Source organism: Zunongwangia pacifica (genome assembly GCF_023499215.1).
In the GTDB taxonomy this organism is placed as follows: domain Bacteria; phylum Bacteroidota; class Bacteroidia; order Flavobacteriales; family Flavobacteriaceae; genus Zunongwangia; species Zunongwangia pacifica.
Genome location: NZ_JAKHSK010000023.1, coordinates 53,948 through 76,882, shown reverse-complemented (window position 1 = coordinate 76,882; position 22,935 = coordinate 53,948). Strand labels below are relative to the sequence as shown.

General features: G+C 37.2%; 17 protein-coding genes. 8 read left to right on the top strand and 9 right to left on the bottom strand.

Annotation, left to right across the window (positions count from 1 at the left end):
• Positions 1–994 precede the first annotated feature (994 nt).
• The 4 genes from L1967_RS15125 to L1967_RS15110 all read left to right on the top strand — a co-directional run bounded on the left by L1967_RS15125 (position 995) and on the right by L1967_RS15110 (position 3,270).
• Positions 995–1,975, top strand: coding sequence for an RHS repeat-associated core domain-containing protein (locus L1967_RS15125; protein ID WP_338063547.1), 981 nt, complete (start codon positions 995–997; stop codon positions 1,973–1,975).
• On the top strand, positions 1,953–2,291 hold the full coding sequence (locus L1967_RS15120; RefSeq protein WP_249602341.1) for a hypothetical protein: 339 nt from the start codon (positions 1,953–1,955) through the stop codon (positions 2,289–2,291). Before L1967_RS15125 ends, L1967_RS15120 begins: the two co-directional genes overlap by 23 nt.
• On the top strand, positions 2,284–2,913 hold the full coding sequence (locus tag L1967_RS15115; RefSeq protein WP_249602340.1) for a hypothetical protein: 630 nt from the start codon (positions 2,284–2,286) through the stop codon (positions 2,911–2,913). Before L1967_RS15120 ends, L1967_RS15115 begins: the two co-directional genes overlap by 8 nt.
• 210 nt (positions 2,914–3,123) lie before the next feature.
• The gene (locus tag L1967_RS15110) at positions 3,124–3,270 is read left to right on the top strand and encodes a hypothetical protein (RefSeq protein ID WP_249602339.1); all 147 of its coding nucleotides are present in this window, start codon (positions 3,124–3,126) and stop codon (positions 3,268–3,270) included.
• Positions 3,271–3,274: 4 nt separating this feature from the next.
• Here L1967_RS15110 and L1967_RS15105 read toward each other — a convergent pair whose 3' ends face one another.
• Entirely contained in the window at positions 3,275–4,609 is a 1,335-nt protein-coding gene (locus L1967_RS15105; RefSeq protein ID WP_249602338.1) for a Gfo/Idh/MocA family protein, read from the bottom strand.
• A gap of 341 nt (positions 4,610–4,950) precedes the next feature.
• A complete protein-coding gene (locus L1967_RS15100) occupies positions 4,951–6,084 on the bottom strand; it encodes a DegT/DnrJ/EryC1/StrS family aminotransferase (protein ID WP_249602337.1) in 1,134 nt (377 codons plus the stop codon).
• Between the two features lie 96 nt (positions 6,085–6,180).
• On the opposite strand from L1967_RS15100, the gene L1967_RS15095 reads away from it, so the two are divergent.
• From L1967_RS15095 to L1967_RS15080, 4 genes are all read left to right on the top strand, one after another.
• Positions 6,181–7,416, top strand: coding sequence for a 3-deoxy-D-manno-octulosonic acid transferase (locus L1967_RS15095; RefSeq protein ID WP_249602336.1), 1,236 nt, complete (start codon positions 6,181–6,183; stop codon positions 7,414–7,416).
• 102 nt (positions 7,417–7,518) lie between these two features.
• Entirely contained in the window at positions 7,519–7,731 is a 213-nt protein-coding gene (locus L1967_RS15090; RefSeq protein WP_249602335.1) for a hypothetical protein, read from the top strand.
• 179 nt (positions 7,732–7,910) lie between these two features.
• Positions 7,911–8,180, top strand: a complete 270-nt coding sequence (locus L1967_RS15085; protein ID WP_249602334.1) for a hypothetical protein — start codon at positions 7,911–7,913, stop codon at positions 8,178–8,180.
• A gap of 35 nt (positions 8,181–8,215) precedes the next feature.
• Positions 8,216–8,368, top strand: coding sequence for a hypothetical protein (locus tag L1967_RS15080; protein ID WP_249602333.1), 153 nt, complete (start codon positions 8,216–8,218; stop codon positions 8,366–8,368).
• Positions 8,369–8,453: 85 nt separating this feature from the next.
• Here L1967_RS15080 and L1967_RS15075 read toward each other — a convergent pair whose 3' ends face one another.
• From L1967_RS15075 to L1967_RS15045, 7 genes are all read right to left on the bottom strand, one after another.
• Positions 8,454–9,218: a glycoside hydrolase family 16 protein gene (locus L1967_RS15075; RefSeq protein ID WP_249602332.1), complete on the bottom strand. Its 765-nt coding sequence runs from the start codon at positions 9,216–9,218 to the stop codon at positions 8,454–8,456.
• 1 nt (position 9,219) lies between these two features.
• A complete protein-coding gene (bglX, locus tag L1967_RS15070) occupies positions 9,220–11,508 on the bottom strand; it encodes a beta-glucosidase BglX (protein WP_249602331.1) in 2,289 nt (762 codons plus the stop codon).
• Between the two features lie 96 nt (positions 11,509–11,604).
• Positions 11,605–13,254 (bottom strand): family 16 glycosylhydrolase, encoded by a 1,650-nt coding sequence (locus L1967_RS15065; protein WP_249602330.1) that lies wholly within the window; start codon positions 13,252–13,254, stop codon positions 11,605–11,607.
• A gap of 3 nt (positions 13,255–13,257) precedes the next feature.
• Positions 13,258–15,321 carry a hypothetical protein gene (locus L1967_RS15060; protein ID WP_249602329.1) on the bottom strand — a complete coding sequence of 688 codons (2,064 nt, stop codon included), beginning with the start codon at positions 15,319–15,321 and terminating at the stop codon, positions 13,258–13,260.
• A gap of 10 nt (positions 15,322–15,331) precedes the next feature.
• A complete protein-coding gene (locus L1967_RS15055) occupies positions 15,332–16,834 on the bottom strand; it encodes a RagB/SusD family nutrient uptake outer membrane protein (protein WP_420856421.1) in 1,503 nt (500 codons plus the stop codon).
• Positions 16,835–16,838: 4 nt separating this feature from the next.
• Positions 16,839–19,877 carry a SusC/RagA family TonB-linked outer membrane protein gene (locus tag L1967_RS15050; protein ID WP_249602328.1) on the bottom strand — a complete coding sequence of 1,013 codons (3,039 nt, stop codon included), beginning with the start codon at positions 19,875–19,877 and terminating at the stop codon, positions 16,839–16,841.
• Positions 19,878–20,117: 240 nt separating this feature from the next.
• Positions 20,118–22,889 carry a helix-turn-helix and ligand-binding sensor domain-containing protein gene (locus L1967_RS15045; RefSeq protein ID WP_249602327.1) on the bottom strand — a complete coding sequence of 924 codons (2,772 nt, stop codon included), beginning with the start codon at positions 22,887–22,889 and terminating at the stop codon, positions 20,118–20,120.
• Between the last annotated feature and the right edge of the window lie 46 nt (positions 22,890–22,935).

Here is a 22,935-nt window from a genome sequence, read left to right as displayed (position 1 = left end):
AGATCTTCTTTTTTCATTGTTGTGTAAATATTAGCGCCTGAATTTCTCAGGCAAGGTTAAAAAAATATCGGGGTTTGCAAACCCCGATATTTTCTAATTACACAGTTTTTGAGTCAGTCCCATTTCCGATTTTCCTTGTGAGTAAAACACGAGAGTATCAGCTATTTTCCGCTATTTACTTTTTGATTTTGTCAGGTTTTTTATTTTTCTATAAAATAAAATTCCATTACTTTATATTTAAACAAATTACAGTTTACAACCTTGGAGTTTTATTAGGATTTATAGGTTATATATTATGTCTATTTAATGTTCTTAGAAACCGAAATAGTTGATATTTTATATTTAATGAGTATTTTAATTTTATCAATTTCATTAATTAATCTTAAAAAAGATAAGAAGTTGAAAAAATAATTATGAAGATACAGTGATAGACCTGTTTTTAAATAGAGTTTTTCTTAACTCTAGTAGCATAAAGAATTGCACGTATAAACAAATAGAAAAGATAAACTATAGGTCGTAAAGATTGGTATTTTCCAAAGTTTCCCCGGCTAGCGCTCATTTTTCGACATAAATTATTTAAAGACATCCTCAATTAACTACTTGAAGGTAAAACTAAAAATAAATCTTATATTTATGTTTTATGAGTAGAAAATAATACGGAAGTAGATCTATTTATATCCTTTTACGATTAGTTTGGTTACTCAAACTTGAACAGATGATTATTCTATACACACCCCCATATATATTTGTAACTAACGGAATCTAAAAAATTACATATATCTATGATGCTTTAATAGCTAAACGTAAGAAAAGCGTCCTAAGAAAAATGCTCAGTACACTGGTAAAATTATAAAAAATGGAGGCTTTTAGTTTTTTAACCGTCTCTATAAAGAAATGTAAAAAAGCTTGGTAGCACTTACAAATTTGTGTCCCATTACAAGGATAGTTTGGGTAATGTACGGCTTAGTTATTAGGACAGAGTAACAAAAAGCAGATCGATGTTACCACTGCCCCAAATACCAAAGAGAACATCTCGGAGCATAATTATTATCCATTTGGCTTACAGCACAGGGGTTACAATAATGTAGTGGAATCTACCAATATAGCACAGAATTTAAAATATAATGGGAAGGAGTTAAATGAGAGTTTAGGATTAAATTGGTACGATTATGGCGCAAGACGTTATTACCCTGCATTGGGAAGGTGGTTTACTCTGGATAAAATGGCAGATGACGAAATGCAAATTGACAAATCTCCATATGCCTATAGTTGGAACTCGCCCGTAACTTTAAATGACCCTGATGGTAATTGCCCTCTTTGTGGTCTATTAGTTGGAGCAGCTACTGAATATCTAGTACAAGCAGGGACAAATCTTGCGAATGGACAAAGTCTAGGTGACGCTCTTTGGAATAATATCGATGGAGTAGATGTGCTGATTGCAGCAGGTGAAGGAGCTTTAACGGGAGGAGCAAGTGTGGTTAGAAGATTAACAGTTACTGTGACCGCAGAAGTTATAAAATCTGCTGTTGACGTAAATTTAGATGGTACTACAAATGTATTAGGAACTGAAGGAAGTAATAAAACAGTATCAGGCGTGGTTAAAGATGCTGCTATTGGTTTTGTAACAGGAGAAGCTCTAGACAAAGTGGATTTATCAGGAAAATTGATAGATTCCTCTAGTGATGCAGCTGTGAAATCTGCTAAATCAAATGTGACCGCTAAAGCTAAAAATTTAGATAAAGCTAATAATATACGCAATACAGGTAATTCCTCCCAAGCGGCTAGAGGGTCAAAAGCCAAAAAGCCATTTGATGCTTTCAATGATTTTAATAAAGCTAAACAAGCGCAATCCACTACAAAAGCATTAAACTCGACTGTCGGTAAGGTAAATAACAATGTAGTCGAAACAGCTGTAAATTCAGCTCAAGGAGTAATTACAGAAAAAACAATATATGAAGTCGAAAAAGAAAACTAATAAGACATGTTTAATTATTTTAATAGCGTTTTTAGCTTTGTTGAGTTTTGGTTATTATAAGAGTAAATCGGATAATGATAAGTTAAATGAATTTGCCATAACCAATGGAAAAATTGTAGAAATATATAAAATATTCCAAAGGGGATATTTTGTAAAGTATGGCTATAATGTTTCTGGGAAGCGGTATTATGAAACTCAAAAACTAACTATCAAAAAAGAACTAGTATCAATTGGGGATGTTTTTGAAGTGAAGTACTCTATTCAAGATAAACACGTTAGCGAATTGAATTTTAAAAAGAAAATAAATAATGAATAGATTGATTTTATTGGTAGTTGTATTAAATTCCTATTTTCTGCAATCTCAAGACTTTGAGGGGATGTTAGTGTATTCTGTTAGCTACGAAAGTAAATCCCCTGATATTACTAGCGAACAATTAAATAGTTTAATGGGGACTAAACAATGGTATGCTATAAAAGGAGGTAATTATAAATCTGTTTTCAATGGCGACTTTATAAAATTACAGATTTACAGGAGCGATGAAAATAGAAATTATAGTTTAACAGCGAAGTCAGATACTTTGTACTATGACGATTATAGTGAAAATAATGATAAAGCTCTAAGTTATGACATAAAAAAGAATCAGGACACGATTATGGGTGTGCCTTGTGATTTAATTACCATTAAAGCTAAAAAAAGCAAGACATCTTATTATTTTAACTCTAGTTATAAAGTAAATCCAGAATTATTCAAAGGACATAATTATGGTAATTGGTACTATATGTTATCAAAAACTAAAGCCTTACCTCTAAAAACTATAATGGAAACAGAACAATTCATAATGACAAGTATTGCAACAAAAGTAAAACCAATGCAATTAAATGACAACGTTTTTGAAATTCAAAATAAAAATAAGATTGCACCTGCTTATTGGAAATAAAGGGCGTAATTACAAATGTGTCAACACTTTGAAAAGTATAAAACTTTTTTAGACTAAACTATTACTCATATAAATGTTAGAGAATTAAGGAAAAATAAGAGAACCCTTAAATTTCAGATTATTTCGTAGCTATTTCATATCAGGTCTTTTTAAAGCATTTTCAAGGAGGTGAGTTTATCTTTTCTAGTGTATAATAGTCGTTCATAGTAAATGAAGCAAATTTCCCATATTAAAGATTGTATAGCCGGTACAAGCTTAGGAAGAAGAAACTACAAAACGCTATCTAAAATCATCGCAGCAGATGATTTACCTAGTAGAGATATAAAAGCACAAGTCCATAAATTAAACACTCCCTAAGAAATTATAGTTTTGGCAATTCCCAGCCGTTATGGTAACGGGCGCTTACCAGAGCATCGGCCTCTGGATCTTTAAAAGAACCGCTGGCGGCATCCCAATAGATTTTTTTACCGGTTTTATAGGCGATATTCCCCATATGTGCGGTAATCGCCGCTACACTACCGGTTTCTACCCCGCAGGCCAGTGTGCTTTTATCGTTGTTGCGTATAGCGGTTACAAAGTTTTTAGCGTGTTTATCGAGCGCATTACCTTTGGGTTTGGTGAGATCAACACGCCCTATTTTGTTTTTCCACTCGCCGTCTACACGCTCGCCTTCGGGGATAACTTCCCAACCGCCACGGTTAACCACCAGCGTTCCGTTATTGCCGATAAAGGCAATACCTTCAGTACGACCGTAAGGGCCGCCGTCAATACCAGTAGCGTGTTCCCAAAGGAGGTTATAATTATCAAACTCATATACGGTTTGAAGCGTATCTGGAGTTTCGGAAGCATCATCAGGATAGGCCAGTTTTCCACCCGAGGCTAAAACAGATTTGGGCGCTTTGGCTCCCATTGCAAACAGGGCTATATCGAGTTCGTGCACACCCCAGTCGGTCATCAAACCCCCGGCATAATCCCAAAACCAGCGGAAGTTGAAGTGAAAGCGGTTTTCATTAAACGGGCGTTTGGGCGCAGGGCCCAGCCACATTGCGTAATCTACGCCGGGAGGCGGACTCGTATTGGGTTTTTCGGGAACAGGATTCATCCATCCCTGATAGGCCCAGCATTTTACGAGTCTAATCTGTCCCAGTTTACCCGATTGCACATACGTAATCGCCTCATCATACTGCTGACCGCTACGCTGCCACTGCCCTACCTGCACCAGCTTATCTGAAGCATTGGCAGCTTTAAGCATTACGTTACATTCTTCGATACTGTTAGCCAAAGGCTTCTCTACATAAACGTGTTTATCGGACTGAAGGGCATCTACCATATTGAGGCAGTGCCAATGGTCTGGCGTACCAATGATAACCACATCGATATCTTTATTTTCAAGCATTTTGCGGTAATCGATATATAGCTTCGGAGCTTTTCCGATCATTTTTTGAAGTTCACCCGCACGGCGGTCAAGCACCCGCTGATCTACATCGGCCAATGCCACGCAGGTAACATTAGGCAATTTTAAATGCGCCTGAATATTAGACCAGCCCATTCCGTTACAGCCTATCACACCAAAGTTAAGCCGATCATTAGCTCCAAAAATAGAAACCGGATTTGCCAAAAGAGAACCCGACAGGCCAAGACCAGCCGTGGCTAAAGTGGTTTGCTGTAAAAATTTGCGTCTGGAAAGGTGGTTCATAACGTATGATTTAAAATTGTTTTTACAATATAGTCAATTTAACCATAATATTTTTAAAGAATTAGTAATTCTACCCAGAAGCTTTTAATCTAACTCCAATCCGGAACCGAATTGAATTAGCTATCAAATTCAATTAAGGAAACGAATTACTACTTTCAATTTTTATAGATTAAAAAATAATCCTGAGGCAAATACAGCAATTTTAATGCATCTTCGCTAAGTTGATTTTTAGCATAGTCACTCAGAGACCTTCAATAATTATTTTTGTGATTTCTCATAAAAAAAACGCCTAATGACAGGATTAGACGTTTTTTATATGGCACTAATATTATTACAAATAACTAAGCATTCACAAATTCGATCAAAGTTTTGGTGATAAATTCAATCTGCTCTTCATCTAATTCGGTATGCATGGGTAAGGAAATCACTTCTTTTACCAGTTGATTGGTGATTTCGAAATCAGCTTCATTGTAACGCTCATCGGCATAGGCTTTTTGTTTGTGAAGCGGAATTGGATAATATACTCCGCAAGGAATGTTATGTTCTTGAAAATGCTTTACCAAAGCGTCTCTTTTGCCGTTAGTGATTTTTAAGGTGTATTGATGAAAAACATGGGCATCATCTTTTCCTACGCGTACTGGCGTAATAATATGTTCCTGATCTTTCAAAGCTGCATCATAAAGATCTGCTGATTTTCTTCTCGCATCATTATACGAATCCAGTTTTGGCAATTTGGCTCTTAAAACTGCCGCCTGTAAACTATCCAGCCTTGAATTTACACCTACCACATCATGATGATAACGCTCGTACATCCCATGATTCACTACTCCACGAATAGTATGTGCCAGTTCATCATCATTGGTGAAAATCGCACCACCATCACCATAACATCCTAAATTTTTGGAGGGAAAGAAAGAAGTTGCTCCAATATGGCCAATTGTTCCGGTTTTATGGGTTGCTCCTGTTTTATCATGATAATTCCCACCAATCGCCTGCGCATTATCTTCAATAACAAAAAGATTATTTGCTGTGGCAATATCCATTATCGCATCCATATTTGCAGTCTGCCCAAAGAGATGAACCGGCACAATCGCTTTGGTTTTTGGTGTTATGGCCGCTTTAACTTTTTCAGGATCGATATTAAAAGTATCGGGGTCTACATCTACCAACACAGGAGTTAAACCTAAAAGCGCAATCACTTCGACCGTAGCAGCAAAAGTAAAATCTGCGGTAATCACTTCGTCACCAGGTTTTAGCCCCAGTCCCATCATAGCAATCTGCAAGGCATCTGTTCCGTTCCCGCAAGGGATTACATGTTTTACGCCAAGATATTCTTCCAGTTCTTTTTGAAAATTCTGAACTTCAGGTCCGTTTATAAAAGCTGTAGAGGTCATTACCTCATCAAAAGAAGCACTAATCTGATCTTTTATTCCTTCATATTGACCTTTAAGGTCAACCATCTGTATCTTTCTCATTTATTATTTTCTTATAGACTCAAAATTACGAAATATAGCAGCTATTGCCATACATTTTTATGGAAACACCTACTTTTGTATTCCAAATTCTTTGTTTTGCGAGGTATTTATAATTTACTCACCTATTTCACCAAAGCTGCACTTCCTTTGCCAGCTATGTTTAATCCTAAGCTTAAACTTTTTGTAGAGGGAAGGAAACTGGTTTTTAAGCAATTGGAAAAAATCGATTTTTCTAAAGATTGGGCCTGGTTTCATGCTGCATCTTTAGGAGAATTCGAGCAGGCCGTACCAATAATGGAGGCTTTAAAAGCGGAATATCCAAATTATAAAATCCTGGTAAGTTTTTATTCTCCTTCTGGTTACGAAAACAAGAAAAAACATCCGTTGGCTGATGCCATCATGTATTTACCTATAGATACGCCAAAAAACGCTAAGCGTTTTGTCTCTCTCATACAACCAAAGCTGGCATTTTTTATCAAATATGACATTTGGCCTAACTTTTTAAAAGAGCTGAAAGCGCATAAAATTCGCACTTTTCTAATTTCAGGTGCTTTTAGAAAAGATCAGATTTATTTTAAGCCCTACGGAAGTTTATTTAGAGAAGCACTCGGTGTTTTTGAACATATTTTTCTTCAGAATGAAGCCTCAAAAACCCTTTTAAAAACAATTAATATTGAAAATACCACGGTAAGCGGTGATACCCGTTTTGATCGTGTTGCACGGCAATTAGAATATGATAATCATCTAGATTTTATTGAGAAATTTAAAGATCATAAAACCTGTATCGTTGCCGGAAGTACCTGGTCCGAAGATGATGAGCTTTTGCTGGATTATATTAATACTGCTTCAGAAGAGGTGAAATTCATCATCGCTCCCCATGAAATTAAACCTGAAAAAGTTAAAGCACTACAAGCTAAGATTACAAAAAAAACGGTCTTGTTTTCAGAAAAAACAGATGCCGTAATTAACGAATATCAGGTACTCATTATCGATACCATTGGTTTACTCACCAAAGTGTACAGCTATGCCGATATCGCTTACGTTGGTGGTGCTGCCGGGACCAGCGGACTGCATAATATTCTAGAACCTGCAACTTTTGGCGTGCCAATCATTATTGGCAAAAACTTCGAAAAGTTTCCCGAAGCCAAACAGTTGCAAAAACTTGCCGGATTATTTTCAGTTGCTTCCTCACAGGAATTAACCAAAATAATGACAAAACTGGTGAAAAACGAAAAATTTCGTTCACAAACCGGGATGATTAGTGGTCATTTTATTTATAATAACACCGGTGCTACACAAGCTGTACTCGCTTATCTTAAAAGAAAACATTGATTTTTTACATGTATTTTAAGAATTTCTATTAAAATTCATTTAAAAAATATCGTTAAAAACTTATTAGTCGTAATTTCGAACCGTTCAATAATATTTAAAATAATGAAACGATTAATTTTATTAGGCGGATTTTTGGCTATTAGTTCAACTACATTATGGTCTTGTAGAGAAGAACCTCAAAAAACCGTTGTAAAAGAAGTTAAAGTAGAAAAAGCAGAAAACGAAGGTATTTTAGAACGTACTGCTAAAAAAGTAGATAAAAAAGTAAACGATCAAATCGACGAAGAAATCGATAAAATAGGAGATGATAATTAAGGTAATTTAACAAAAACCTGATATTTCCTAAAGTTTTAAAACAGTCTTAGTAAAGTTTTACAACAAATTTTACTAAGACCTGTTTATTTCCTATTTAAATTTAAACGAAACTAATAAATCAAGAAACTATGAAACGCTATTTTTTAATATTCGCTTCTTTCATAACGATTTCTTTTACAATGAACTCTTGTAGAGAAACAACTAAAGAATCTACGGATGATACCGAAATGAAAGACGGTACTATTGAAGATCAGGAAGATGAGATGGATGATTACAATGACGATGATAACGGTGTAATTAATGATATTAAAGAAGCCGGCCAAGATGTTGGAGACGCTGTAGAAAATGCAGCCAACGAAACTGGTGACGCCGTAAATACCGCAGTAGATGAAACCGGAAACGCCATTGATGAAGCTGCTGACGAAATTGACGGATCGGACGATAACTAAAATTAAATATAAACAACCAACCAAAAATTGATATTATGAAAAAGACCTTAATTATTTTAGCCGCATTTGTTACTACTATCGTTTTAACATCATGCCGTGAAGAAAAATCGGGTGTCGAGAAAGCTGCCGATAGCGTAGAAGAAGCTGCTGAAGATGCCGGGGATGCTGTAGAAGATGCAGTAGATTAAACATAGATGCTTAACTAACACGCTACTAACCAAAAAATAAGCCCTTTCAAATGAAAGGGCTTATTTTATTCCTACAGTTTCAATTTTATTGATATACTTTAATATAATCAATATAGAATTTTGCAGGAAAAATACTATCGTCTACTTCAGGCCCTCCAAAGTTACCTCCAATGGCCATATTCAATAAAAAATAGAATTTATGCCGAAAAGGATAGTGTTCATCATCCTTAATTTCTGGTGAAAAGGTATATACTTTCTTCCCATCAATAAAATATACAATCTCGTCTTTAGACCATTCTACTTTGTATACATGAAAATCGTCTTCTACATTATCGATTTTTGTCACTTTGGTACTGGCATGATCCCCGTGAGTTGCCGGTGTATGCAAGGTTGTATGTAGGGTATCTTTCATTCGGCCTACATATTCCATAATATCGATTTCTCCGGAAGCAGGCCAGCCTACTTCGGCAATATTATCTCCTAACATCCAGATCGCAGGCCAAATTCCTTGCCCACCGGGAACTTTTGCACGGGTTTCTATAGTCCCATATTGAAATTCGAATTTATCTTTGGTATTTATCCGAGAGCTGAAATAACTATCACCATCTTTTTCAGCAGTAATAATCGCCATCCCATCTTTTATTTCAATATTTTCAGAACGATAAAGTTGTCGTTCATTATTCCCCCATCCACAAATATCAGGGCAGCCATCACCATATTCATAGCTCCAATAATCCATATTTAAGCTATTGCCATCAAAATCCTCTTCCCAGATCAATTCTTTTTCCTGTCCCGTGCAGCTTTGTAAGCTCAAAAAAAACAGGCTTAAAATTGCTAATCTTGTCCTCATATTATTTAAATTCAAAATTTGCTTTTTTAAGATCTACTGAATTTCCTCCAATCATCACTTCAAAATCACCAGGTTCAGCTTCCCATTTCTTATTTGCAGTGAAATACGTGATCATTCTTGTGTCGATCGTAAAACGTACCATTTTACTTTCACCAGGTTGTAATGATACTTTCTCGAAAGCTTTTAATTCCAGATTAGGTCGCGTAATGCTTCCTACAAGGTCATGCAAATAAAGCTGAACAGTTTCTTCACCAGCCATTTCTCCTGTATTTTTTACTGAAATAGAAGCTTCTATTTTTCCGTTCTCAGAAAAAGAATCAGCACTCAACTTAATATCACCATATTCAAATTCGGTAAAACTAAGTCCGAATCCAAAAGGAAACAATGCCTCTCTTGGGGAATCGGTATAATGTGAATAGGTAACCTGGGCACCACCATCTGGTCTACCGGTACTTTTTTGATTATAATACAGGGGTTCCATTCCTGAATTCTGCGGAAAAGAAACTGGTAATTTCCCTGAAGGATTGTACTTACCAAATAAAACTTCACCTACGGCATTACCGTGTTGCGAACCTAAAAACCAGGATTCTACAATTGCAGGGATATTCTTAGTACTCCAATTAAGATCCATTGGGCGACCATTCATTAATACCATCACTACATTTTTATTGGCTTTTTGAACGGTTCTAATCAATTCGTCCTGAACTCCGGCAAAACCTATATTGGTCTGGCTACGGCCCTCACCAGTCTGAAAAGCATCTTCTCCAACAACCAAAATCACAAGATCGGCCTGTTTTGCTAATTTTTCAGCTTCGCCAAAACCACTTTTATCATCTTCATTAAAAGTCATAGGGTTTAAAAAAGAACGATCTCCGGTAGAAAGCTTAGCTCCTTCGGTATAACTTATTTTTACTCCTTTTGGCGCATGATTCTTGATTCCTTCTAAAACTGAAACCGCCGAATTCGCTACAGCATGTGCTCTCCAGTTTCCTAAAGGGGAATCTTTATCATTTGCCAACGGCCCAATCACCGCGATGTTTTTAATCGAATTTGAGATGGGTAAAATTTCGCCTTCATTTTTTAAAAGAACGATCGATTTTTTACCGGCTTCTAAAGCCACCTGCTGATTCGCTTCAGAATATAATTCCGATTTCTCGAAGGCTTCATCGCAATATTTATAAGGATCGTCAAAAAGCCCTAATCTGAATTTTATACGAAGGATTCGTTTTACAGCATCATCGATCAAAGATTCATCAATTGTTCCTTCTTCCACCAGTTCTTTTAAGGAAGACTCGTAAGCGCCGCCTTCCATATCCATATCGCTCCCGGCTTTTACCGCTAAAGCAGCAGCCGCTTTTTTATCTTTAGCAACACCATGCGGAATAAGTTCGGTTATCGATCCCCAATCTGATACTACAAATCCATCCCATTGCCATTTCCCTTTTAGTAAATCTCTTTGTAAATAGGTGCTCGCAGTTGCCGGTACGCCATCAAGTTCGTTAAACGAATTCATAAACGTGGCTACACCTGCATCTGCCGCCGCTTTAAATGGGGGCAAGATGGTATTATTCAGTTCATAAATTCCAATATTTACGGTATTATAATCCCTACCACCTTCAGCAAAACCATAGCCAGCAAAATGCTTGGCACAGGCCGCGATGGTTCTAGGATCTGAAAGATCATCTCCCTGAAATCCTTTAATTCTGGCCACTGCGATTTTTGAATTGAGATACGGATCTTCACCGGCACCTTCCATAATTCGGCCCCAACGTGCATCACGAGAAATATCCATCATTGGCGCAAACGTCCAGTGAACACCTGCTGCTGCAGTTTCTCTACCGGCAACTCTTGCCGTTTTTTCCATGAGCCCTAAATCCCAACTGGCACTTTCTCCAAGTGGCACAGGGAACATGGTCTGGTAACCATGAATAACATCGTACCCAAAAATCAACGGAATTTTAAGTCGGCTATTTTCCATGACGATCTTTTGTGCTTTACGCGTATGTTCTACAGAAGTTACGTTAAGCATCGAACCTACAAGACCTTTTTTAAGATTTTCGAGTTTCTTTTCGTTATCGGTTCCGGTTGCAGGACCTGTTACATCCCAGCTTCCGTTGTATTGTATCATCTGCCCAATCTTTTCTTCGAGGGTCATTAAGGCCAAAACCGAATCTATTTTCTGCTCTATATCCTGTGGATCCTGAGATTTTACCACAGGTTTTTTATAGGTGGAGAATGCCAGTAAACCTAATGACAGAAATACTCCTATTATTGCTAGTCTTTTTTTCATATCCAAAAATTAAATAAGGGTTACGAGGAAGAACAGCTTCACCTCCAGGCAACCCCTATTTCATTAAAAATCTAACCTGAAATTATGTATTTTCTTTTATTGAAAAACTTTCACATAGTCAACTTCCATGGTATCCTGAGTGAAATTAGGGTCTATCTCTCCTCCTAAAGTACCACCCATGGCAACATTTAGAATTAAGAAAAACGGTTGGTTGAACGGAGTCTCTGCATTGTTTTTATATTCATGAAATACCACATTATCTACCGCGAAAAGAATGTGATCTGCTGTCCATTCTAAGGTATACGTATGAAACTCTGAAGCCACATTTTCAACATCAGTCCCTTTAGAGATTCCTTCGCCACCAGAGTTCCCCGGCATATGTAATGTTCCCAACACACGGCCAAGATCATTACCTACATGCTCCATAATATCGATCTCCCCGGAAGCTGGCCAACCTACCTCAGCAAAATTAGAGCCCAGCATCCAGATCGCAGGCCAGGTGCCCGATTCCTCAGGAAGTTTAGCCCTTACCTCTACTCTACCATACTTAAACTCCTGTTTATCCATCGTGGTAATTCTGGCAGAAGAATAGTCGAAGCCATTAGTACTTTCTGCAATGGCATTGATCTTTAAAGTGCCATCACTTACCACTACATTTTCTGCTGTGTAATACTGTTTTTCGTTATTTCCCCAGCCATTGTCACCATTACCGGTTTCAAAATTCCAGCTATCGGTATCTAGTGTGCTTCCATCAAATTCTTCTTCCCACACCAGGTTTTCGAATTCGGTTTCCAGTTCTTTTCCTTCGGCAGAATTATTTCCACCACCGGCTCCACCTTCAGGGTTGGTAGTAAGTTTTAAATACCAGGCTTCAGCAGCATTTCCTCCAGATTGTGTTCTCACCTGCATATAATCTTCTTCAATCTCAAGAATCTCATACGTGCTGGTTCCTAAATAATAACTTAAGAAACCTCCATCTGAAATCATCATTTGTGTACCTGTGGTTTCATCTTCCGTATAAATAGTTGGTGCTGCAGACAGACTTACATTTTTAACCCCAGAAGTATCATAACCAAAACATTCATCCCCTGTGCCATTAGTTCCTCCAGCAGCACTTAATGAATTGGTATTAAAAAAAGTGGCTCCGCTATTATCAAGTTCGTATAAAATATTGCCATTTTCATCAAGACTGAACGTCATACTATCATCATAGAAACATCCATCTTTTTTCTCAAAAGGAGAAGCGTTATACCAATCAGAGGTTTTAGACTCAATTGGCCCAAGTGCTAAATGTGATGGCATCGCTGCGGCGATATACCAGGTTTTTGAATCATCTCCTGTAAGCAACGATTTAGTTTCAGGATCATCAAACTCGCTATACACGGTCACCATAATTGTTTCTGAAGTTGTCGCCCCTCCTCTACCGGTTGCAAGTACCGTTACCACATAATCATTAATTCCCGTTTTGGTAAAAGCATGAATAGTGTCGCCATCTGTAATATTAGCAGAAGTATTATCACCAAATGTAAACTTGTAATTCATAGCATTTTCTGCCTGTGCACTAAAAGACACCTTTCCGCTACCATCTCCGTAAGGATTATCTTCATCGGCATTCATTACCGTAGCTTCCAGCGTAAGATTTGAAGGCGCCACGACTTCGCCAAAAGTGTGATCATCATCCTGGCAGCTTTGAAAAAAGCTACCAAGAATAATCATAAGGCCTAGTATATATTTAAAATTCTTCATTTTTTAGTCATTTTTAATTTGAATAGTATCAAAGTAGAACGTACCACCTGCCGTGTTTCCGAAGTCATAAAAAACAACCACAGTGTCATACCCAGCGTTAGGATCGAAGGCACCAAAACTTGTAAAATCAAAATTGAGTTCTTCCCAAGCATTGGCTACCGTAGTTGATTGTTGAACTTCTGCTATTACTGACGGATTTCCATTTGCATCTGAATCTGACTTAGAATTCTCTAACTTTAATAAGATCGTTGCCCCTGTTTTAGGTGCCCAGGTTTTCATAGAGATTGTGGTACCCTGGCTAAAGTCTATCGCGCCATCCAAACGTTGTGAAACACCGGCCCAGGTTTCTGCTCCTTCCTCTTTCACAAGCTCGGTTACGTTTGTACTGGTATTCATCCCCGAAGCATCTGGATTTGCAATAACAGTCGCATTTGCCCTTCCAAAACCAGACCAGCTATAATCTACTAAAGCCGAATCGAAAGTTAACGGAAGTTTTGGCGCCGTCATTGGCTGATCGCTTACATAAGAAAGATCATCAAAATAATAATCCAATCCTTTTCCTGCTGTATTTAAATCCATAAAAACTATGGCTTTTTTCCAATTTTGAGTGGCATCTACTCCACTAAAGTCAAAGGTTAAGGTTTGCCATGTATTCGCTTCAGTTACTGTTGCATTGGCTTCAACGGCTATATCTCCATCAATTGGATCTTCAAATTTTAAAGTTACCGGAATACCAGCTTCTGGTGACCAAACTTTTAAACTTAACTGATCGTCTTTGGTAAAATCCACTGCATTGTCTAATTCGAAAAATGCGCCTGCCCAAACTTCGGAACCTTGTATTTTAGTCATTTTCGCTACAGTTTCGCTAGGATTGGCATCGCTCATATCTGGATTTGTAACAAGAGCTGTTGGCGCCCCTCCAAATTCAATAAATTGATATGCATTTGCATTCCCTTCAAAAGTTACCGGCAATTCTACTATCGTAGGATTTGCCAACCTGATATTGTCGAAATAATAGGTATTGTCATCACCAGAAGTATTAAAGTCGAAGAACAAGGCGATTACATTATACGATTGAGAAGGATCCACAGTTGAAAGATCAAAAATTAGTGTTTCCCACTCATTTTCTTTAGTTGTCATTGTAGTCACTTCAGCATTGATATCTGAATTCCCTGAATTTTCTACCTTAAACAATACCGGAATGCCTGCTTTTGGAGAATACACATCCATAGCAATGTAAGTTGTACTACTAAAATTGATATTTTCATTTAAAGTAGTGGAAGTTCCCGCCCAGGTTTCAGAACCTGATGGCTTGGTATATGAAGCTACAGTAGCACTTTCATTCACCTCGTTTGGTGCCGGATTAGCGACTACAGAAGCTGTAGGGGCACCTCCGCCAAAATTATAGAAGGTATAGGCTACGGTTTGTGATTCAAAATCGATGGGCAATAATAAAGGATCTACAATCGTAACTTCTTCAGTATATTCTGTAGTTTCAGCTCCTCCACTTAAAGCTACAACACGAATCATGTACGTACCTATATTTCCATATTCATATTCAGCAGTCTCGCCTTCCATAATCATGGTTGGCTGCTCATCTGTATCTTCCCCAAAATAAACCTCGTAACCGGCAGCATTCTCTGCAGTTGCCGTAACGCTTACCTTAAAAGGATTCGACTGATCTTTAGTGATCGCTACTTCTAAATTTTCTGGAGCGAGGAAGGATACATTTAAAGATTGCGAGGCTTCGGCAACTTCGCCGTTTAAATTCATGGCATAAATAGTGACATCGTATTGCCCTTCAGCATACGTATGATCAATATGGTTACCCGAAGTAAATTGATCTGAAACTTCACTGCCGTCTCCAAAATCTACACTAAACATATTTGCTCCATTTGCCGAGGGAAATATGCTTACCTCACCAGAATTGTCCTGCTTTATCGTAAACTTGGCAGAAATATCTGATGGTATCGCGACATCTACGCTTTCTAAACTATCATCATCTGAACAGGCGATAACAAAAAGAATAGAAAAACATGCTATTATTGATTTAATATAATTCTTCATAATCTATATTTTAATAACCAGCGTTTTGATCCCAGTTCCCCTGAGCGAATTGTATTTCTTCTAATGGAATAGGGAAAACTTCATTTTTACCAGTGGTAAACCCATCGATAAACTGTTCGGCCCTGCCTGTTCTTACCAAATCAAAGAATCGGTGTCCTTCTCCTATCATTTCAGACCTTCTATCCATATAAATTTGTTCGGTAAGGTTGGCCCCGCTATCCTCTACCGGTGCTAAACCAGCACGATCCCTAACCATATTTAAATAAGCTCTCGCCTGGGCATCATCAATACCGCCACGGTTTAAAGCTTCTGCAGCCATTAACAATACATCTGCATATCGTATAGCTCTGTAATTATTTGGCTGTGTTAAATTGGCATCACCAAGGTTATCGTTTTGTCTTGGTAGATATTTACGGTTATAATAACCGGTATGTCCGGTAACTTCATCCTGATTCCCGATATTGTAAGTAGCTCCGGTTTCTGCTGCCCAGGCTTCGATATCTAAAACACTTACGTCTTGTCTTAGGTCTCCATCTTCAAAAGAATTGTATGCTTCTGCTGTAGGAAGGTTAAATCCGTATCCCGACTCAAAAACAGGCCCGGCATAACCACGAATTCCGCTAAATCCTACCATAACATTTCCTTCGCTACATTGTAGACATTCGAATCCTGCACCTTGCGTACCGGTATATTGAATTTCAAAAACCGATTCTGCACTGTTCTCTGCTGAATACTCAAAAAGGTTGTCGTAGTCTTCGTTACCCTGAGTTCCATACAGATGATATTTTCCAGAACTGATTACTTTTTGAAGTTCAGTGGCTGCTTCAGAGAATTTATCCTGATATAAATAAACTTTACCTAATAAAGCCTGCGCAGCACCTTTGGTAACACGACCAACTTCAGGAGCATCTACGGCTAAATTTTCTTCGGCGTATGCCAAATCCTGCTCGATAAATGCATAAACTTCACTTTTTGAAGCTCGTGGTATTGTTTGCGCTTCGCCTAAAGTAAAACGTCCTTCTGGTTTAATAGGGATTGGCCCAAACCACTTTAATAATTCAAAATTGAAATAAGCTCTTAAAAAATGGGCTTCGGCTAATAATTGAGATTTACCTTCAAAATCGATATTATCGGCATTTTCCAATACAAAACTTGCACGATAAACTCCGGCAAAATTCCAATCCCATATATCATTAAGATTATCGTTTACGGGCGTATGCTGCATACGGTCTACCTGTTGCCAGCCAATCACATCTGTTGCACTTTCACCACCGGCATGAGCATTATCTGAGGCTATTTCGCCTAAAATCACATTCACATAGGTACTTTGTAAAATATCATAAGTTCCTATTAATGCATTGTAATAATCATCTTCTGTAGTGAAGTAAGAATCGGAGTTAATCCCGTATGGCGGATCTACTTCTACATAATCGTCCCCGCAGGAAGTAATTCCCAACGAAGCGGCAATTGCTGCCAGAATTATATTTTTTTTGATATTTATCTTCATCATCATTTTTTTAAAATTCAAGATTTACACCTAACATATATGTTCTTGGTAAAGGATAGAATCCTAAATCGATACCTCCACCAATTGGTGCGCCTGTTGAAGCTGTAGGATCGTAACCAGAATAATCGGTAAATGTGTACACATTATCTACTTTACCGTAGATCCTAAACTTATCGATAGATACCTTTTGTGTAAATTCAGATGGAATAGTATATCCAAGACTTACCGTTTGGATTCTAGCAAAAGAACCATCTTCGATATAGAAATCTGAGAATACTTTATTAGCCGTAGCTGCGGTAGTTACTCTTGGCACCGTATTGCTTGTTCCTGCTCCCGTCCAACGGTCTAGTACGTAACTCATTTTATTTACGTTAGGCTGATCTCTTTCGTAGTTACGAACGATGTCGTTCCCAAGGTTAGAGAACATATAGGTTGCGAAATCGAAATTCTTAAAATTAAAGCCTAAATTAAACCCTAAAGTTACTTTTGGGATTGGGTTACCAAGATCGGTACGGTCTTTATTATCGATCACGCCATCTCCGTTTAGATCTTTATATCTAATATCTCCCGGCATTGCCTCAGCTCCTAATGCCAATTGTGATGGATGCGCATCTACTTCAGCCTGATTTTGGAAAATTCCATCGGTTTTATAACCATAGAAATAACCAATTGGCTTTCCTTCTTCCATTCTGGAAATTAGAGGCTGACCTACACCAAAGTTTCCTCCTTCTATAAACTCGGTTCCGTTAACCTGAGTCACCTCATTTTCTAAAGTACTTATGTTGAATGACGTATTTAAAGAGAAATCATCACTAAATTTATTGTTATAGCTTAAGGCAAATTCCCAACCTGAGTTTTTAACCGATCCTGCATTGATGGTTGGACTGGCGGAACCAGGTGCTCCCACTCCATAAATTCCTGAAACCGGAATATTTGGAATTAACAGGTTATCACGCTTATTTATAAAATAATCTACCGTAAACTCGAATTTGCTGTTTAAGAAGTTAGCATCTAAACCAACATCGAATTTTTTAGCTTCTTCCCACTGTAAATCTGGGTTTGCTAATTGTCCTAAAGCGCGACCGTTTACTAACAATTGTTCTTGCCCCAAGACATAAGTCGCTTCCCCATTTAATAAAGATAAATAACCAAAATCTGGAATTTGATCGTTCCCTAAAATCCCGTAACTCCCACGAAGTTTTAAGAAATTAAGGAAACCATCTTCGTTAAAGAAATTTTCTTCTGAAATTACCCAACCTGCGGTTGCTGAAGGGAAATACGCTACACGGTTGTTAGGTCCGAATTTTGTAGAACTATCGCGACGAAGCATTGCCGATAGTAAATATTTATCCTGAAATGCATACTGAATTCTTCCAAAATAAGATAACCTTCTAAGTTTATATGAATAAGAGGAGTTTGTTTGCTCTTCTCCTGCACCATTGGCACTACTTAAATCTGCGAATTTCCAGCTATTGGCCTGTACACCGGTTCTAGATCCAAAAAGACCTTCACCATTGGTTTCGTAAGCAGTCATCCCTACTAGAAAAGTCACATCGTGATCGTCTGCAAAAGTATTTTCGTAGGTATTAAAAAGATCGAAGGTATAATCGTTATCGTTTATCTTTCCTAAAGTAACCGAGCTATTGGCGTTAGTATAGATTTTCCCGGTACCGTAATTAAACTTCGGTGTAAAATCCCTGTTTTTCGTATTACTGGTATTAAAACCAATACGTGCCTTTAAATTTAGATTCCTGGCATAATCTAAACTTGCCTGTACCGTACCACTTAAGCGATTAGTGATATACTTATTGTAGGTATTATCTAATTGTGTTAACGGGTTTACCACCTCGTTCCCTAGATTAATTTGCCCATCAAGATTACTTATTGAAGGATCTATCGTTGGCGCAATGTTAGCGGCATTAAATAAAACAGAACCTAAACTAAAGCTGTTTACCGTACTACTTTCTGTACTATTATAAAATAATTTAGTTTGAATATTAAGCTTATCGGTAAGATCGGCATTTAAGGTAATTTTTGCCGTGCTACGTTCAAACTGTGACTTTTCAGGAGAAATAATCCCTTCCTGTTTTAAATTTGAAGCACCGATAGAGTATGTGATTTTTTCTTCACCACCTACTACTGAAAGGTTATGGCTTGTTACCAAAGCTTCCTGAAATACCTCGTCCTGCCAGTCTGTACCAGCACCAAGATTACCAATATTCGAAAAAGGTAATGATTGCCCGGCATTGGCATAACTTTCATTTAGGATAAGTGCATACTCTGTTGCATTTAGTACAGGTAATTTTCTGGTTGTTTCCTGAATACCGGTATAGCCTTCGTAAGAAATTTTGGCTTTTTGATTTTTCCTACCGGCTTTGGTCGTTACCAGGATCACACCATTTGCACCAATAGTACCATAAATAGCGGCCTGCGCATCTTTAAGAACGGTAATGTTTTCGATATCCTGAGGGTTAATACTATTTAAACCTCCTTCATATTGAAAACCATCCAGAATAATGAGTGGTTTGTTCTGCCCGTTTGTTGAAATTCCACGAATCCTGATATTGGACTCCGCTCCCGGCGAACCTCCTGTAGGCGTAACGTTTACCCCTGAGGTTGTTCCCTGAAGTGCCTGCGCGGCGTTTACCGGTTCTAATTTAGAAATCGTCTCGGCCCCTACATTAGAAACAGCACCAGTAATATCTCTTTTCTTTTGTGCTCCATAACCAATCACTAAAACTTCGTCTAATGCCTGAGAATCGACACTTAAAACTACATTTATAGCATCCTGATTGGTAATGTTTACTTCCTTACTCGTATATCCGATAAAAGAAAATACAAGCACATCTCCTTGCGAAACATTATCAATAGAATAATTACCATCAAAATCGGTAATTACTCCATTAGTAGTTCCTTTCACTACAACATTTACTCCGGGTAGTGGCATTTGTGTTTCATCTTCTGAAACGGTACCCGAAACCGAAAACGTTTGAGCGTGTATGCCAAATGAAAGCATACAAAATAAAATAAGTAACAGTACTCTATTCATTTGTTGATTGTTTTGTTTAGTACGCAAAGTAGGATGAAATCAAAGCAGAAAACGAATTTAGAACCCTTACAAAAAGTATACATTCTAAATTTTTAATGTTAAAATTGAGAATATGCTAATAAACCACTGTGAAATTGATGTTTCAAGAGGATTTATAAAGTTGAGATTAACTAGGCTTAAATGAAGGATTTAGAAAAATGTTGAGGTAATGTTGAGGCAAATTTTACACTTGTAAAGGAATTAGAAGCTTAAGATGTATTCTACCAAACCTTCTTCGTGGGCTAAATCCATCTTTTTCCTCAAACGATATCGTTTAATCTCTACACTTCTCACTGAAATATTTAAAAGCGGAGCGATTTCTTTAGAGGATAAATTAAGCCGTAAGTACGCACACAATTTCAGATCGTTCGATGTTAAGTTGGGATGTTTGGCTTTTACGGTTTGTAAAAAATCTTTATCGGCATTATCAAAAGCTTCTTTAAAAAATTTCCAGTTATCCTCTTCGTTTATATTGGAATCGATAGTTTTTAAAACAGATTTTATATCTTCTACTTTTTTAATAGCGGCAAGTTCATCTTTAATCTGGTTTAAAACTTCACTTTTTCTAATAATACTCATGGTAGAAGCAGCCAATTCTCTATTCTTGGAAGAAACATCAGCTTCTAATTGTTCGTTTTTAAGCTTCATGATCTCCTGCTGCGCTTCAAGCTGTTGCATTTCAGCCTTCTTTTGCTGCACCTTAATCATTTTCTCGTGCCTTTTATTATAATAGCGGGTGTAAAAATGATGAGTAATAAAAATAATAATGGCTAATAACAACACATATACAAAAAAGGCCAAGTTGGATAAAAACCAGGGCTTTTCTATAGAAAAAGGATAGGTTTCCAGGTTAATATCTTTACTGTTATATTTTGCCCTTACCTGAAATTCGTAGTTTCCGTAGGGTAAATTCTCGAAAGAAGCCATACTTACCGTCTTAAAAGGCGTCCATACTTCAGTAAAACCTTTAATTCGGTAACTATAGGTAACATTAGAGAACTTTTGGTATACCGGTGTATTAAAGTAAAAATTGAAATAATTTTCAGAATTCTTAAACTCCGGATTAAGCTGTTCCCTATCAACAAGCTCAAAACTCAACCCTTTATCTGCAATTTCGATTTTATTAATTTCCAGCTCAGGGATTTCATTTTTTGTAAAGGGTGTATTAAAAATGGCATATCCATGATTGCTTCCTACCAGATATTGATTTTCGTTAATTTGGGATAGATTTTCAAAACCACTGGAAATATTTCTAAACTCATAAGAAAGTGGAATTGATGCTACATTAATCCCATTCTGAAAAGCGTCTTTTACGGTATAGTAGATCTCGCTTTCAGAAAAAGCCCACCATTTCCCATCAGGGGTACGTTCAGAAATTCCAGTACTTCTAGTTAAATTTTTAAATGCCTTCTGAAGCTTATTTTCAGTAGTAAAAACATCTAAATTGGGATCATATTTAAAAATGCTGCTTGCGGTGGCATAATAAATATCTTCGTTAAAGCGAAAAAGTTTAATCCCAGAGGCGTCTTTATAATCTACCGGATAATTTTTTACAATTTCGACTTTGAAATTGGTTAAATCTGGTTTCAATTTAAAAATCCCTTTATGGTCATGGCCTATCCAAATTTCCTCGTCATTACTATTCAGGATATTTCTGGACGAAAGATTAAAACCATTTAAATAAGAGATTTCATTAAAACTTTGACCTTCTTTGAAATAACTTAGACCATTATAATGTCCCTGAAGAAATCCATCTGAAAACGGAATTACCTGCCAGGTTCCCAATCCATCAAAAATATAGTTTAGGCTATTATTTTTTAGAATAAAAGTCCCACGATCGTGACCTATAAAAAGCTGATCGTTATACTGCTGTAAACTCCATACCTGCCCACTGGTGCCTTCAATTAAATTAAAATCCTTAGAATCTTGATCACGTCTGTAAAGCCCCTGATTAGTACCAAGATACAACTGGTTTTGGAACATGATACTACAATAAACAGTACCAAGTTTTCCTGTAATATCTGAAAATATGGAAAATTGACTATCTTTTTCAATAAGACTAATTCCGTTATCCAGTCCGCACCATATATCTCCGGCTTTATCTTCAAATAAAGATAAGACCGTATTATTAAGAATATCGGGTTGAACGATTTGCTGCAAATTACCATTTACCAAATTCAGAATAAATAATCCATCGCCAATGCTCCCTAGCACCAGCATATCATCATCGGTATATTTAGCGGTGAAAAAACTGGAAGAAATTGGATAATTTGGGATACTAATTTTTTCCCAGTTGGATGATGTAAAAGAAAATAATCCGTCATCGCGGGTTACGGCTACTTTTTGATCATTCCAATGAAAAACCTGAATAATTGCTTTGGCCCCAGTTTGGTCAAAACCGACTTCTTTTTGTATACCTCCACTTTTTATCGAATACAATCCATCTTCTGCCACCTGAAAATATACGGTATTTCCCGATTTATAAAGATTCGCTATTGTTTTGCCCAGATCGATCACATTGATTGTTTGATTCTTGACATGATAACTAAATAACCGGCTGAGACTTTGAAAAACGATGTAATCCCCAAATTCTTCGATATGCCAAATCTGTTCGCCATCTCGAATTCCATCAGGTAATTTTTCTAAAAGTGAGATATAGTTTAGAGTGCCAAAAGAATCTTGCTTCCAATATCCAAAATCCATATAAGCTCCTGTAAAAATTAAGCTATCCACTACTTTTACAGAACGTACAGGGCTGCCATCTTTCATTTTATGAAGACTCCACTGCTCTCCATTAAAAGACAATAACCCCGAATTATTGGCAAAATACATCCAGCTATTCCCTGCCTGGCTTATCATCCAGTTTTGGTTCCCCCCATTATAGGCCTTGGTATCAAAATTGGTGATCGGTGGGAGTTCCTGACTTTGGGATAAAGACGGAAGGAGCAAAATTAATAGGACTAACCAACGCATAAGCAATCGCTTTTGGTATAAAAATATCAATTCTGCTAAAACTACA